The organism is Rhizobium sp. KNZ2-6A (genome assembly GCF_056755475.1).
The window spans coordinates 1-13,912 of the sequence record NZ_JBNDIC010000003.1 but is presented as its reverse complement, the minus strand read 5'-3'; the positions used below and the strand labels follow the sequence as shown (position 1 = coordinate 13,912).

Sequence of the window (13,912 nt, the reverse complement as noted above, 5' to 3'; positions counted from 1 at the left end):
CCATGCAGTAACGGAAAAATCAGACGACGAGCCGGCCACCGCGGGCGATGATGGCGCCGCGGCGGAAGACGGTGCGATCGAGAGGACGGGCAGCGACGGCTTCTGCCTGCGACGCAGCAGGCAGGATGATAAAATCAGCAGACGAGCCAGCTTGTAGCGGCCCAACGGAGCGGCCGAGGATTTCGGCCGGCGCCTGCGTCGCCAGGCGGAAGGCCGCTGCCAGATCCTCATCCGAACGGAAATCCTGGCGATCGCAGAGAATGCCGACGCGCTCAAGCATGTCGCCATTGCCGAAAGGCGACCATGCGTCGCGGATATTGTCGTTGGCGCAGAAGAGCCGGACGCCGGCAGCAGCGAGCCGCTTGACCGGCGGCATGGGCACCGGACCCGGGGCACTGGTCATGATCGCCACGCCCGACCTGGCGAGTGCTGAGGCAGTGCTGCCGAAATCGGCATCTTCCAACTCGCCGAGGCAGAAGGCGTGGCTGACGACTACCTTGCCTTCGAGCCCGAGTGCGACCGTGCGGTCGGCGATCTGGCGAAGCTCGAAGGCGCCGAGTGCGCCGCCGTCATGCAGATGAATATCGAGCCCAACGCCGTATTTGCCGGCGACGGCGAAGATCGCATCAAGATGGCCGGTCACGTCGTTATCGATGCCGGCGGGATCGAGGCCACCGACGAGATCGGCACCGGCGGCAATCGCCGCATCGAGCAGCTCCGCAGTGCCGGGATCGCGCAACACGCCGGATTGCGGGAAGGCAACGGTCTGGATATCGACGAGATGACCATGGCTCTGCTTCAATGAAAGCACCGCCTCGAGCCCTTTCAGGCCAACTTCGGTATCGATGTCGACATGGCTGCGCACGGAGAGCGTGCCGTAGGCGGCGAGCCTTTCCAAAAGGGCACTACCGCGGGCTTCGATCGGCAGAGCCACCGTGCGCCGCAGGGATTTCTCCGCCTCGATGCGCTTGGCGACCGTATCGCCCGGGATATGCGGGATGAAAGGCAAACCGATCAGCGTCTTGTCGAGATGAATATGACCGTCAACGAAGGGAAGGCTGAGCAGGCCGCCGGCAGCATCGAAACGCGGCACTGCAAGGCCGATGCCGGCCGCCGCATTCGGGCCGATCGCAGCGATCCGGTCATTGGCGAGAATAAGCGAGACGATCTCGCCGGCTTCGGTCCTGGCGTTTTCAATTACGAGGCTCGGCGTCATTAGTTCTTCCAACATCCGCTATGCAATCAGCCCGACCCTGCGCGCCGCGACGACGCGATAGAGTGGATCCCCCCACACCTCTTCCTCCTGCAGGGCGGAAAAGACCAGGCTGACATCGTGTTCGTCGTCCGAAGCGATCGCCGCGCGTTTGATCTCCGCCCAGGCGGGCGCTTGTGATCTGCGCATTTCTTCAAGCGCCTCGGCGGTCGGGAGTGCTGGAAAACCGATCTTTGGCACCAGCGAGGCAATCACCTGCCAGAAGGCGCGATAAAAGGGCTCGGCATTTTTCAGGTGCGGAGAAACGAGGCGCAGCCAATGCATGCCGGTGACGGAATGAAGTGCGGAGAAATCCATGGTTCCGGCGAAGAGGGCAAGCGAGGTCGCGGCCATGCGACGCGGCGTATCGGCGCTGAAAGCCAGGCGGTCGATGACAGGACGGAAGCCCGGAAGGGCTGCGACGGCGCGGATATTATGCCAGAGGAGATCGGTTTCCGGCTCATAATCGCGGATGCCTTCGATACTGCCAACATCGGCAAGCACCCTTCCCGGATCGTCCGTATCGGGAGCGGCGCCAGTCGCGGGTGGGAGCGGCAGGTAACAGGCCGCCCAATAGCCGAGCGCGGTGCCGACCTCCCGGTCGTCCTTCTTGAGGACACCATAAGCAAGGCGCATCAACGGATGCATGGCGCTGCCGGCAAGGCCGTTCACCATGGCGGGCAGATAGGTGCGGATAACGGCGTCGATACCGAGCCGGCGGGTTTCGCCGATCAAGAAGGCACGGTAATCCGCCTCGCGCGTGCGATCGCCGAGCGCCTCGGCCCAAGCTGCCCGGGTAATTGGGGCGACCGGCGGCGGTACGGGCGCAAGCGCGTGACTCTCGCGATAAAATTCGTACCATTGTTCCAAGCGTTCCGCGGAGGCGCCGAGGCGATCGAGCGCGATCAGCACCATCGGAACGTGGTTGGCGAGGAGATAGGGAAATTCGACACTATCCTCGCGTGCCCGCGAAAGGACCGTCTCCAATCCCGAAAGTTCAACAGCGGCAGCCTGTCTCATGCCAAAACCTCCCTTGGTGTCGTGGCGTCCTCGTCTATGCCGGGATCGAAATGCGGTTCGTCATAGGCGGCCAATGCTTCAAGATACCGGTTGGAATCCTCGATGAACAGCGCTTTCACCAGGGCGCCGACGATGCGCGGCACGCCATATTTCAGGCCGGTGACACCATTGCTGATCGGGCCGAGGCTCGCCAGCGCGCCGGCATTGAACATATGGATGCGCGAGACCCAGCGGGCTTCGGCATATCTAGGCGTGAGTTCGAAACCAGGGCCGAGATAGGGATGGCCGGCAAGCATAGCATTCTCTTCTCCCTGCGGCGGCTGGAAACGGTCCTTCCAAAGCGCTGCGGCCCCGGCTAGGCCGACAAGCTCGGGCCTGAGCGCGAAATTAATCTCGTAGCCGGTGCCGAGCAGAAGGTGATCGGCATGATAGGGGCCCTTTGCGGTCAGCAGGCTGATCTTGTCCCCGTCCATCGAGAGTTCGCGGACGCTGCAGCCGAGTTGCATGGTGAAACCAGGGTGGCTGCGGGCCCGGTCATATTGCTCCTGCGTCGGCGGCACCTTGAAATTGAAGTAGAGATTGGCGAAGCGCCAGCGTTCCAGATCCGGCAAATCGGCGAGATGGCCGAGGAAGCCGGAAAAATTGGTCCAGGCGAGAACCTCCGTACGCGGTAAATCGACGCTCCGCGCAAACATGGTCACCTTTCGGGCTCCGGTCTCCAGGGCGGCCACCGCCCAGTCGAAGCTCGACGTGCCGCCGCCAAGGATCGCGACATCCCTGCCCTTGAGAAAATCGATCGGGATCGGCTCATTGCTATGCGTCCAGGCGGATTTCGGAAGCGCCTTGACCATTGCGGGTATGCGTGGACCGCCACAGCCGTCGATGCCGGTCGCCATCACCAGCTGGCGGCAGGCGATCGTACGCCTGGTGCCGTCACGCTTTGTCAGCGTGAGCGCAAGGCCGCCCTCTGCCGGACTTATGGAGGAAAGCCTCGTGCTGTTTTCGACGTCGATGCCGACCGTCTTTCGAAACCAGACAAGATAGGCCATCCAATCCTGGCGGCTGATCTTGTCCAGCGCCTCCCAGGCGTCGACGCCATTCAACGCTTCGTACCAGGAGCGCAGCGTCAGGCTCGGGATGCCGAGGTCCGGACCTGAGAGATATTTCGGTGAACGCAGGGTCTGCATGCGGGCGCAGGTGATCCAGGGACCTTCGCGGCCTTCCTCGCTCTGATCGATCACATGAACGGACCTGATGCCGCGCCGCTTCAGGGCAAAGGCGATCGAGAGACCGGAGAGACCGGCGCCGCAGATAACAATGGAATGGAAGCCGTCGCGGTCTTCATCGTCCAGCTTCGGCCAGTCGGCGCAGAGCGCTTCTGTGCGCGCCATCTCATCATGGGCGCGACGTTCCAGCTCTTTCAGGCGCTCGTCCGGCGTTGTCTTCATGAATATGCAGCTCGCGCGCGTTGGACAGGACAGTATAGACGCGCAGGGATTGATCAGCTCCCCGCCATTTTTTAAGCAACGCGCACAAAATATGGACACTTATGCGCGAATATGTTCTAATTTGTCATTTTTAATGTTTACGATTTTTTGTCAAGTGCGCTTGAGTGCGATTTTGTTTGATGTATAGTGCCCCGAAGCCAATCAAAAAAGGGGAGCAAACATGAAATCGCTCAGCAGTCTCACACGAAAATTGGCGATCGCGGGCCTCGTCTCGGTCGCATTTGTGGGCTCCGCCATCGGTGCTGACAAGAAATACGAAGGCATCACGCTCACGCTTGCCTCCCAGAACGACCAGTTCGCCGCGGTTCTGGCTGCCATCGCCCCCAAATTCACCGAGGAGACAGGCGCCACCGTCAAGGTCGATATTCTCGACTACGGCTCGTTGCTGACCAAGACTACGACGGATTTCGTCGGCGGCACCGGCGGCTACGATCTCGTGACGATGGATATCGTCTGGGCGGGCCAATATGCCGAAAACAAATACACCGTCAACCTCACCAACTGGATGAAACGCGACGCCGCCGAACTGAAGCTCGACGACATCTATCCGACGCTTCTCAACGCGCTTGGCCATTGGGGCGACAAGCAGGTCGCCTTTCCCTTTGCCGGCTATGCCAACGTGCTCGCCTATCGCAAGGATCTCTTCGACGCCGCCGGCCTGAAGGCGCCGACGACGATGGAGGAAATGGTGGAGGCCGCCTACAAGCTGACCGACCCCAGTAAGAATATCTACGGCTTCGTCGCCAACGGCCAGAAAGGCCCGGCGGTCGCACAGGACTGGATGCAGTACAATACCGAGATGGGCGGTTCGATCCTCGGCTCCGACGGCAAGCCGGCACTGAATTCGGAAGCCAATATCAAAAGCCTGACCGTCTACAAGGATCTGTTCATGAAAGCGGCACCTCCGGGCGCCGTTAATTATGACTGGGGTGGACGCGAGGAAAGCTTCCGCCAGGGCATTGCCGCGAGCATGCAGACATGGTCGGTCGGCGCGCCCGGCTACTATGATCCTGCGATTTCCAAGATCGTCGACAAGGTGGCGATCACAACGGCGCCGCGCGGCACCGGCCTGCCGAAGCTCTACGGAATTGGCGGCTGGGGCATGGCGATCAACGCCGGCATCAAGGACACGCAGAAGGAGGCCGCATGGGCCTTCATCAAGTGGCTGGTCAGTCCGCCGGTGCACAAGGAATTCAACATGATGGGCGCCGGCAGCTTCCTGCGCAAGAGCGAGATGACCGATCCCGATCTGCTGAAGAAGTTCCCCTTCCTGCCTGTCATCGCCGAGACATTCGAGCATGGCGACGGCGAATATCGTCCGCGCATCCCGCAATATCCGGAGATTCAGGACCTGCTCGGCACCGCCGTGAACGATGTGCTCGTCGGCAATGCCGATCCGAAGAAGGCGCTCGACTCCGCCCAGGAAGCCGCTGCGAAGCTCTTCTGACAGTGGTTGACGCCACCCAGTTCCTCCCTAGGGCCGCGGCCTGGAGCATGATGCCAAAAATGTAAGCGGTTTTCGGCATCATGCTCGACTTCCCCGATTTAGATGCGGATTCAGATTTTAAGCCAATGTTGCCTGCAATCGTCCGGATTCAGATCGCGGCCCTGCCGTTTCCACACCATTGATCCGATGTGCCTCAAGCTTCATGATTGGATGAGTCGCGGGCTCGATCCCGGTAGCGCGCGTCGAACCAGGAACCTGATGGACATGACGTGACCCTATCCCTCACCTCCGCACTGAAGCACTCTCCGGCCTTGAGCGTTTCCTATCTCGAGCGCAGGCGGCTGTTCTTCATCCTGATGACGTTGCCGGCCATCATCTACGTGCTCGTCATCGGCGTCTGGCCGCTGGCGCAGGGCATCTGGTTCAGCCTTTACGACTACAATCTGTTGAAGCCGGGGCGAACGCATTTCGTCGGGCTCGGCAATTATATCGATCTTCTCTCCGACACGGTGACGCGCGGGGCTTTCGTCAATACAGTCATCTTCACCGTCGGCGCCGTGACCGTCGAACTGCTGCTCGGCTTTGCCATTGCGCTGGCGCTCTGGCGCGACGACCGCTTCAACCGGATCTGCCTGGCATTGATCCTGATTCCGGTGACGATCACGCCGCTTGTGGTCGGGCTGATTTTCCGGGCGCTGCTGCTCGCCGACTACGGGCTCATCGGCTATTATCTGGCCCAGTTCGGGATTTCCGATCCGCGCGGCCTTTTCGCCAATCCGAGCTCGGCGTTGGCGACCCTTATCTTCGTCGATATCTGGGAATGGACGCCACTGGTGGCGCTGATCCTGCTTGCGGGCCTGAAGGCACTGCCGGGCGATATTCTCGAGGCATCGGAAGTGGATGGGGCAACGGCGCTGCAGCGTCTGAGGATCATCGTCATTCCGCTCATGCTGCCTTCGATCCTTCTGGCGCTGACACTGCGCACCATCGATGCTTTCCGCGTCTTCGACAGCGTCTACGTCACGACGGGCGGCGGGCCGGGCAATGCAACCAACACGCTGATGCTGCATGCCGTGAAGCAGGGACTGGAATTCTTCAATATCGGCCGCGCCTCGGCGATATCAAACCTGACGCTGATCTGCATCGCGGTGATCGCGGCAGGCTTCATCCTGTTGATCCGCAAGGCGGATAGAAAGGCGAACGGGCGATGAGCACACGCACCCTCAGCCGCATCGTCGAGCGCGGCTTCATCCTTGTCATGCTCGCCTTTTTCCTGTTGCCGTTCCTGTGGCTGGCATCGACGGCCTACAAGCCGTCGCGCGATATCTTCTCGATCCCGCCGAAATTGACCTTTGTGCCGACTTTCGAGCAGTTCGCGACGGTCTTCCGCCTGTTCGACGTCTGGAGCCTCGTGTCTTCAAGCCTGCTGATCGCCGGCGGTTCCGTCATCCTGTCGCTCCTGCTCGGCGTGCCGGCGGGCTATGCGCTGGCGCGTTCGACCAGCCGCTATGCCATTGCCGTTGCCTATTTCTTCATGGCGATCCGCATGGTGCCGGCGGTAGCAGCACTGATCCCCTTCTATCTGATGATGCGCGACATCGGGCTGCTCGGCAGCTGGATTGCCGTCGTCCTCATCAACGCAATGCTGAACTCGGCCTTCGTCACCTGGATGATGTTTTCTTATTTCCGCAGCCTGCCGAAGGAGCTGGAGGAAGCGGCGCTCACGGATGGATGCACGCTGTTCGGTTCCTTCTGGCGCGTGGCGCTGCCGGCGGTGCGTTCGGGCGTCGTGGCCTCCACGCTTTTCTGCCTGATGTTTTCCTGGAACGACTTCCTCTACCCGATGTTCCTCACCCGGCTCGATTCTAAGCCGATCTCGGTGGCGCTGCTTTCAGCCTATGGAACGAAGGATATCACCTGGGGCACGCTCGGCGCACTGGCGCATTTTTCGACGATCCCGATCGTGCTGATCGTGCTCTTCCTCAACCGCTATTTCGTGCAAGGCCTGACGAAGGGCATTCATTAGAGCATTTCCAGGAAAAGTGCGCAGCGGTTTTCCGTCCGGAATGCGTAGCGAAACAAGAAGATAGAGCGTTTTCGCGATTCGAAGAAAAGCGGAAATGCTCTAGATCCGAATGAGAGCATGACGCCGTCCGAAAGCCGCTCGCACATTTCGACATCATGCTCCAAAGAAGCGATGCGCTCAGGCGCGGATCGCCATTTCGGTCGCGGCGTCGAACACGTGAATGCGGGCGGGGTCGGCGGCAAGCGACAGGCGCTCGCCGATCTTCACGTGGCTGGTGCCGTCGATGATGACGCGCAGGCGCGGCGCAGACAGCGCCACGTCATCCTCCTCGGCCGAGAGCGATTTCAGCCGGTCGGCAGCCTCCACATCGACATGGACAAGTAGGTTGGCGCCGAGATCCTCGACGAAAGCGACAGTCCCAGCCAAACCGCCGGTATCGACCGGCTGGAAGGCCTCCGGACGGATGCCGAGCACGACGGCGCGGCCAGCTGCGGAGGCGATTCGCGGCCGCTCGGCGAGCACCTCGCCCGAAAAAAGGATGGAGGCCTGGCCGAAGCGGGCTTCGGGGCCGTTGTCCGTCGCGAAGAGGTCGACGGCCAGCAGATTCATTGCCGGCGAGCCCATGAAGCTTGCAACAAAGAGATTGGCCGGCTGATCATAGAGGTTGCGCGGCGTGCCGAGCTGCTGCAGAACGCCGCTCTTCATAACGGCGACGCGATCACCCATGGTCATGGCTTCGACCTGGTCGTGGGTGACATAAACGGTGGTGATGCCCGACATCTTCTGCATGCGAGCAATTTCGGCCCGCATCTGGCCGCGCAGGCGGGCATCGAGATTGGAAAGCGGCTCATCCATCAGGAAGGCCTGAGGACTGCGGGCGAGAGCCCTACCCATGGCGACGCGCTGACGCTGGCCGCCGGAGAGCTGGGCGGGCTTGCGGGCGAGATAGTCCTCGAGCTCGAGGAGCTTCGCCGTCTCCTGCACCTTGCGGGCGATCTCGGCCTTGGCGAGGCCACGCACGCGAAGGCCGAAGCCGATATTCTCGGCCACAGTCAAATGCGGATAGAGCGCATAGGACTGGAACACCATGGCAATATCGCGGTCGCGCGGGGCAAGGTCGTTGACGACGGCGCCGTTGATCGTCAAGCGGCCATCGGTGATCTCTTCGAGGCCGCCGATCATGCGCAGCGCCGTCGACTTGCCGCAGCCGGAGGGGCCGACGAGGACCAGGAATTCGCCGTCGCGGATGGTCATGTTCAGGTTGCGGATCGCCGCATAACCATCGCCGTAACGCTTGCTGATCTGGTCGAAGACGATTTCAGCCATGCTTTTTCCTTGCTGAATGGAGGCCCGATGCAGATCCTGGACGGATTAGGTCGTGTAGACGCCGCCGGTGACGTTGACGCCCTGCCCAGTCATGAAGCGGGCCGAATTCGAGCAGAGGAAAACGACGACATCGGCTACATCTTCAGGCGTTTCCAGCCGGCCGAGCGGCGTTTGCGCGATATAATCTGCAACGACGCGTTCGGGCGTTACACCACGCAGGCTCGCCTCCCAGGCGATCTCGCGTTCCTGCATGCCGGTCTTGACGAAACCGGGGCACACGGCGTTGACGCGGATGCCCGAAGCCGCAAGCTCGCGGGCAAGCGCCTGCGTCCAGCCGAGCACAGCAAACTTGCTGGCTGAATAATGAGCCAGCAGCGGCGCGCCGATCTTTGCGGCAAGCGAGGCCGTATTGACGATTACGCCCGGGCCGGTGCGCTTAAAACGGCGGGCGGCAATCTGGTTGGTCAGGAAGATGCCGCGAATGTTGACGTCGAAATTATAGTCCCACTCCTCGTCGGTGAGCTCCAGCGCATGCTGCATGGTTGATACGCCTGCGTTGGCGCAGAGTATATCGTAACCACCTGTCTTCTCCACCTCGGAAAAGGTCGCCTCAACCGAGGCGCGCTCGCGAACGTCGATCGTATGCGCGGTGGCGCCGTTGCCGATCTCGGCCGCCGTCTGTTCGGCGGCAGTCAGATTGATGTCGCAGATCGCCACCTGTATCGACTGGTGGGAGAGTGCGGTCGCGATCGCGCGCCCTATCCCCGTCGCCCCGCCAGTTACGATCGCACGCTTGCCGGACAGTTCTGGAAAGCTCGGAGACTGCATGCCGCCCTCATGGAATGGAAACATCACCGATCATATATCAACAAAATCATTCACGACAAGAGAAATTTATGTTTGAATTTGTTCGAATCATTCGATACAAAGAAAGCAACAATGAAACGATCGCAGCACGAGTTGCGACGGCGGGAGGAAGAGAACGATATCATGGACGCGGAACAGCATATGGTCGCCGCAGCGGAAAAACCGAAGGTTCTGGCCCAGGTGCGGCATGCGCGCATCCTGGAGACGCTGGCGCGCAAAGGCGCGGTCTCCGTCAGCGATGTCGCCTCCCAGCTTTCCGTTTCCGAAATGACCGTCCGCCGCGACCTGATCGAACTCGAAAAGGATGGCAGGCTGGTGCGCACCCATGGCGGCGCGGTGCGCAGCGGCAAGGCCTTCGAGCCGATCGCCAACGAGGCTGTCGACCGCGAGGAGCCGACTTTCGAATCCCGGCTGACGCGCAATGCCGCCGCGAAGCGGACCATCGCGATGGCGGCGGCAGGCGTTGCCGCCGGAGCACGCACCCTGGCACTCGACGTCGGTACCACGACCTATCTGCTTTCCGGCCTGCTGCTCAACCAGCCGCATACGAAGATCTTCACCAACAGCGTGCGCAACGCCATGCAGCTCGGCACCGGCTTTGGCGAGGTTTACCTGCCGGGCGGGCGTATGCGTGGCGAGGAAATGGCGATCAGCAGCCAATCGGCCGTTTCGCAATTCGAGGAACTCTGGTTTGACATCGCCTTCGTTGGCGTGTCCGGGATTACGGCGCAGGGAATTTACGACTATTCCTTCGAGGACACCGACATGAAGCGGGTCTATCTACGCCGCGCTACGCAGAAGGTGGTGCTTTGCGACTCCACCAAGTTCAAGCGTATGTCGCTGGTGCATATCGCGCCGCTGCAGCAATTCGACATGCTGATCACCGATGCCATGCCGCCGGTCGATCTTGCCGATGCGCTGGCCGCCGCCGGCGTCGATGTGCGCATCGCGCCCGAGGAGCAGCCGCTGCTTTGATTTGCCCTTTCCCGAATCCGTCTCCCGGCGGATGACTGTTCCACTCGATTTCGCTTCAGGGAGTTGCCGCATGGTATTCGACTTTTTTGGCGTCAAGAAGAAGGCGGTCATCGCCATGGCGCATATAGGCGCCCTGCCCGGCTCGCCCGCCTATGACGCCGCCGCCGGTGTGAACAAGCTCGTCGAAGACGTGCTTTCTGATATCGAGAAGCTGCAGGCGGGTGGCGTCGACGCCATCATGTTCGGCAACGAGAATGACCGGCCCTACGTCTTCCAGGCGCCGCAGGAAGGGCTGGCGGCTATGACCGCGATCGTCGAGCGGGTGAAACCGCAACTGACCGTGCCGTTCGGGGTCAACTATCTCTGGGATCCTTCGGCAAGCGTTGCGATCGGCGCAGTGACGGGCGCGAGCTTCGTTCGCGAGATATTCACCGGCGTCTTCGCCTCCGACATGGGCATCTGGCAGCCGGATTGCGCCAAGGCGGCGCGGCTACGGCATAGCCTCGGCCGCGACGACATGAAGATGCTCTTCAACATCAACGCGGAATTTGCCCATTCGCTGGACCAGCGACCGATTGAACTCAGGGCGAAGAGTGCCGTGTTCTCGTCGCTCGCCGATGCCATCCTGGTGTCGGGACCACTGACCGGACAGGCCGTAGATCAATCGGACCTCAGGCGCGTTTGCGAAACGGTCAAGGATGTCCCCGTCTTTGCCAATACCGGCGTCAACAAGGACAATGTGCGCGACATATTGAGCGTTGCCAGCGGCGTCATCATCGGCACGCATTTCAAGGTGGACGGCAATACCTGGAATCCAGTCGACGGCGACCGGGTAAAGCGCTTCATGGAGATCGTCGAGAGTCTGCGCTAGGTGAAGAGAGCCGCTATGTCCATCACACTTGGCCTCGATATCGGCACCACCACCACCATCGGCATCTTGATCGAACTTCCGAACCGCGTGCTCGGCCTGGCCTCACGACCGTCGACGCTTCATTCGCCGCAGCATGGCTGGGCCGAGGAAGACCCGGCGGAATGGTGGTCGAATGTCTGCGAGATCATCAAGGAACTGATTGCAACGAGCGGGATCGAGGCCGGGGAAATTTCGGCTGTGGGCGTGACCGGCATGCTGCCGGCCGTCGTCCTGCTTGATGACGCCGGCTACGTGCTGAGGCCCAGCATCCAGCAGAGCGACGGGCGCTGCGGCAAGGAGGTCGAGGAACTTAGGGCCGAATGGAATGAAGCGGATTTTCTCGCCAAGGCAGGAAACGGCATCAACCAGCAGTTGGTGACGGCGAAGCTGCGCTGGATCGCCCGGCATGAGCCTACTGTTTTCGAGCGCATTGCCACGGTCATGGGGTCCTATGATTTCATCAACTGGAAGCTGACCGGCGAAAAGGCCATCGAGCAGAACTGGGCGCTGGAAGCTGGCTTCGTCGATATCAATACCGACAGGCTCGATGACGAACTGATCGAGCTTGCGAGGGTGCGGCGGGACGCTATTCCTAGGAAGGCCGCTTCGCATGAGGTGCTTGGCCATGTGACCGATGAGGCGGCCAAGGCGACGGGGCTTGCAGTTGGAACGCCTGTCGTCGGCGGGGCAGCCGACATGATCGCGTCGGCTTTCGGCGCGGGGATCAACAAGGCCGGCGACGTGCTGCTGAAATTCGGGGGTGCCGTCGATATTCTGACGGCGACGGATGTCGTGCAGCCCGACCCTCGCATGTTCCTCGACTACCACCTGGTGCCGGGGCTCTATATGCCGAACGGCTGCATGTCGACCGGCGGCTCCGGGCTCAACTGGTTCATCAGCACCTTCGCCGGACGCGAGGAGATTGCGGCAAAGGCGGAGGGGATATCCGTGCACCACTATCTCGATCGGCTGGCGGCGGCATGCGCGCCCGGTGCGGATGGGCTGACGATCCTGCCTTACTTCCTCGGCGAGAAGACGCCGATCCATGATGCCGCCGCGCGCGGCCTGATCGACGGGCTGACGCTGTCGCATCATATCGGCCATCTGTGGCGGGCGATGCTGGAAGCCTACGCCTATGCGCTGCGCCATCATATCGACGTGCTGAACGACATCGGCCATCCGACGACGCGTTTCATCGTTTCCGATGGAGGATCGAAGAGCCGTGTCTGGATGCAGATCGTTTCCGACGTGCTGCAGCAGCCACTGCAGGGTCTCACTGGCCATCCCGGCTCCTGCCTCGGTGTCGCCTGGGCCGCGGCGATCGGTGCGGGGTTGACCGAGGATTGGTCCGGTGTGACGGCCTTTGTCGGCCAAGGTGAAAGAATCCTCCCCAATCCCGACAATGCAGCGGTTTATGATCGGGGTTATCGGACCTATCGTGCGCTTTACAGGCCATAGACCAGCGAAGGCACCGTCAAGTTAACCGAACGTCGATCGAGACTTGTGATTTGGCGGCATGAGCTCATTCGCCCCGGCCCCAATTTATCGTCGTCACCGATTTCCAGCGGATGTGATTGCCCATGCCGCGTGGCTGTATTTCCGTTTCCCGTTAAGTCTGCGCATAGTCGAGGATTTGCTGGCAGCGCGTGGCATCAACGTCTCTCACTAGGCCGTGAGGCTGTGGGCGGAGAAATTCGGCAGGCATTTCGCCTGTGATATCCGCAAGCGATCGGCCGGCAGGCTCGGTGACAACACGATCTGCGGCTTGGAAAAAAATCCTCAAGACGACCCAAGAAGTGGAACGACCGGTCTTTCTCCGCCCGAAATGGCGGTTTAGAAGAGATGCGACCATGCCCTCGACCGAGCACCCAATCGAGCGATACCAAGTCAGAAAGTTATGAAAGCTTCCATCTCAGATCATATCCTTGCGTCGGCTGGCGCGCTCTTCTACCGCGAGGGTATCCGCGCAGTCGGCATCGATCGCATCATCGACGAAACCAAAGTCGCCAAGGCAACGCTTTACCGGCATTTTCCATCCAAGGATCATCTCGTCGCGGCCTATCTTCAAGATCGCCATGAGCGGGTCATCCGCTCTCTTCAATCCGTCCTGGACGAGGCGCCGGATCCGCGCGATCAGCTCAACCTGATCTTCGAACGTTTGCACGAGAAGGCAGATAGCCCCGAATTTCGAGGGTGCGCATTCGCTCTTGCAGTCGCCGAGCACGGCGATTCAGAACGCGTCGTCGCTGTGGCGCGCACCCACAAGGCAACGGTGAGCCAGATGTTTGCAGCGCTCATGACAAGAGCGGGCGTAGAGACAGGTCAGCCTGCCAGTCATCTTTCTCTTCTCTACGAAGGCGCACTGGCGACAGTTGCCGTCGGCCGCGACCCACGGGCTGTGTTGACCGCCAGAGACTGCGCCCTTTTCGTCTTCGACGCCGCACTTTCCCTGATCAAGAATGCTGAAAAGGCATAGCATGACAAAAGCAATTGACTATTTCTTCGGTATCGGGTCGCCCTGGTCCTTCATCGGTCTCGATGCCTTTTCGGAACTTGCGGGACGACACGGGGTGTCGATCCG

Annotated in this window: 12 protein-coding genes and 2 pseudogenes; 9 read left to right on the top strand and 5 right to left on the bottom strand. The window is 61.0% G+C overall.

The window, feature by feature from the left end:
* Nucleotides 1-19: 19 nt before the first annotated feature.
* The 3 genes from ACPYOP_RS02825 to ACPYOP_RS02815 are packed head-to-tail and all read right to left on the bottom strand — an operon-like array spanning nt 20 to nt 3,720.
* Nucleotides 20-1,216, bottom strand: a complete 1,197-nt coding sequence (locus ACPYOP_RS02825) for an amidohydrolase (RefSeq protein ID WP_481408874.1) — start codon at nt 1,214-1,216, stop codon at nt 20-22.
* 18 nt (nt 1,217-1,234) lie between these two features.
* A complete protein-coding gene (locus ACPYOP_RS02820) occupies nt 1,235-2,272 on the bottom strand; it encodes a questin oxidase family protein (protein WP_481408873.1) in 1,038 nt (345 codons plus the stop codon).
* Nucleotides 2,269-3,720 carry an NAD(P)-binding domain-containing protein gene (locus tag ACPYOP_RS02815; protein ID WP_481408872.1) on the bottom strand — a complete coding sequence of 484 codons (1,452 nt, stop codon included), beginning with the start codon at nt 3,718-3,720 and terminating at the stop codon, nt 2,269-2,271. The genes ACPYOP_RS02820 and ACPYOP_RS02815 overlap by 4 nt, the downstream gene beginning before the upstream one ends.
* 220 nt (nt 3,721-3,940) lie before the next feature.
* Between ACPYOP_RS02815 and ACPYOP_RS02810 the strand changes: the two genes are divergently transcribed.
* The 3 genes from ACPYOP_RS02810 (at nt 3,941) to ACPYOP_RS02800 (ending at nt 7,253) form a co-directional block, all read left to right on the top strand.
* A complete protein-coding gene (locus tag ACPYOP_RS02810; protein WP_481408871.1) occupies nt 3,941-5,227 on the top strand; it encodes an ABC transporter substrate-binding protein in 1,287 nt (428 codons plus the stop codon).
* A 269-nt stretch (nt 5,228-5,496) separates the two neighbouring features.
* Nucleotides 5,497-6,438: a carbohydrate ABC transporter permease gene (locus ACPYOP_RS02805; RefSeq protein ID WP_481408870.1), complete on the top strand. Its 942-nt coding sequence runs from the start codon at nt 5,497-5,499 to the stop codon at nt 6,436-6,438.
* On the top strand, nt 6,435-7,253 hold the full coding sequence (locus tag ACPYOP_RS02800) for a carbohydrate ABC transporter permease (RefSeq protein WP_481408869.1): 819 nt from the start codon (nt 6,435-6,437) through the stop codon (nt 7,251-7,253). Before ACPYOP_RS02805 ends, ACPYOP_RS02800 begins: the two co-directional genes overlap by 4 nt.
* Nucleotides 7,254-7,430: 177 nt before the next feature.
* On the opposite strand, the gene ACPYOP_RS02795 is transcribed toward ACPYOP_RS02800, so the two are convergent.
* Together ACPYOP_RS02795 and ACPYOP_RS02790 are read right to left on the bottom strand one after the other, a co-directional pair.
* Nucleotides 7,431-8,579 carry an ABC transporter ATP-binding protein gene (locus ACPYOP_RS02795; RefSeq protein WP_481408868.1) on the bottom strand — a complete coding sequence of 383 codons (1,149 nt, stop codon included), beginning with the start codon at nt 8,577-8,579 and terminating at the stop codon, nt 7,431-7,433.
* A gap of 45 nt (nt 8,580-8,624) precedes the next feature.
* Complete coding sequence (locus ACPYOP_RS02790; RefSeq protein ID WP_481408867.1) at nt 8,625-9,407, bottom strand: SDR family NAD(P)-dependent oxidoreductase; 783 nt, start codon at nt 9,405-9,407, stop codon at nt 8,625-8,627.
* 162 nt (nt 9,408-9,569) lie between these two features.
* On the opposite strand from ACPYOP_RS02790, the gene ACPYOP_RS02785 reads away from it, so the two are divergent.
* The 6 genes and pseudogenes from ACPYOP_RS02785 to ACPYOP_RS02760 form a co-directional block, all read left to right on the top strand.
* The gene (locus ACPYOP_RS02785; protein ID WP_481409083.1) at nt 9,570-10,421 is read left to right on the top strand and encodes a DeoR/GlpR family DNA-binding transcription regulator; all 852 of its coding nucleotides are present in this window, start codon (nt 9,570-9,572) and stop codon (nt 10,419-10,421) included.
* Between the two features lie 70 nt (nt 10,422-10,491).
* The gene (locus ACPYOP_RS02780) at nt 10,492-11,292 is read left to right on the top strand and encodes a BtpA family protein (protein WP_481408866.1); all 801 of its coding nucleotides are present in this window, start codon (nt 10,492-10,494) and stop codon (nt 11,290-11,292) included.
* Nucleotides 11,293-11,307: 15 nt separating this feature from the next.
* On the top strand, nt 11,308-12,789 hold the full coding sequence (locus tag ACPYOP_RS02775) for an FGGY-family carbohydrate kinase (RefSeq protein WP_481408865.1): 1,482 nt from the start codon (nt 11,308-11,310) through the stop codon (nt 12,787-12,789).
* A 58-nt stretch (nt 12,790-12,847) separates the two neighbouring features.
* Nucleotides 12,848-13,081 (top strand): annotated as a pseudogene (locus ACPYOP_RS02770) (IS6 family transposase); the annotation flags it as partial.
* 147 nt (nt 13,082-13,228) lie between these two features.
* A complete protein-coding gene (locus ACPYOP_RS02765) occupies nt 13,229-13,807 on the top strand; it encodes a TetR/AcrR family transcriptional regulator (protein WP_481408864.1) in 579 nt (192 codons plus the stop codon).
* 1 nt (nt 13,808) lies between these two features.
* A pseudogene (locus ACPYOP_RS02760) lies at nt 13,809-13,912 on the top strand (2-hydroxychromene-2-carboxylate isomerase); the annotation flags it as partial.

What these genes read in the sequence shown, in the direction of transcription:
- ACPYOP_RS02810 (WP_481408871.1), top strand. Translation starts at nt 3,941, where the DNA reads ATGAAATCGCTCAGCAGTCTCACACGAAAATTGGCGATCGCGGGCCTC.
- ACPYOP_RS02820 (WP_481408873.1), bottom strand. Translation starts at nt 2,272, where the DNA reads ATGAGACAGGCTGCCGCTGTTGAACTTTCGGGATTGGAGACGGTCCTT.
- ACPYOP_RS02780 (WP_481408866.1), top strand. Translation starts at nt 10,492, where the DNA reads ATGGTATTCGACTTTTTTGGCGTCAAGAAGAAGGCGGTCATCGCCATG.
- ACPYOP_RS02800 (WP_481408869.1), top strand. Translation starts at nt 6,435, where the DNA reads ATGAGCACACGCACCCTCAGCCGCATCGTCGAGCGCGGCTTCATCCTT.
- ACPYOP_RS02815 (WP_481408872.1), bottom strand. Translation starts at nt 3,720, where the DNA reads ATGAAGACAACGCCGGACGAGCGCCTGAAAGAGCTGGAACGTCGCGCC.
- ACPYOP_RS02785 (WP_481409083.1), top strand. Translation starts at nt 9,570, where the DNA reads ATGGACGCGGAACAGCATATGGTCGCCGCAGCGGAAAAACCGAAGGTT.
- ACPYOP_RS02790 (WP_481408867.1), bottom strand. Translation starts at nt 9,407, where the DNA reads ATGCAGTCTCCGAGCTTTCCAGAACTGTCCGGCAAGCGTGCGATCGTA.
- ACPYOP_RS02765 (WP_481408864.1), top strand. Translation starts at nt 13,229, where the DNA reads ATGAAAGCTTCCATCTCAGATCATATCCTTGCGTCGGCTGGCGCGCTC.
- ACPYOP_RS02795 (WP_481408868.1), bottom strand. Translation starts at nt 8,579, where the DNA reads ATGGCTGAAATCGTCTTCGACCAGATCAGCAAGCGTTACGGCGATGGT.
- ACPYOP_RS02825 (WP_481408874.1), bottom strand. Translation starts at nt 1,216, where the DNA reads ATGACGCCGAGCCTCGTAATTGAAAACGCCAGGACCGAAGCCGGCGAG.
- ACPYOP_RS02775 (WP_481408865.1), top strand. Translation starts at nt 11,308, where the DNA reads ATGTCCATCACACTTGGCCTCGATATCGGCACCACCACCACCATCGGC.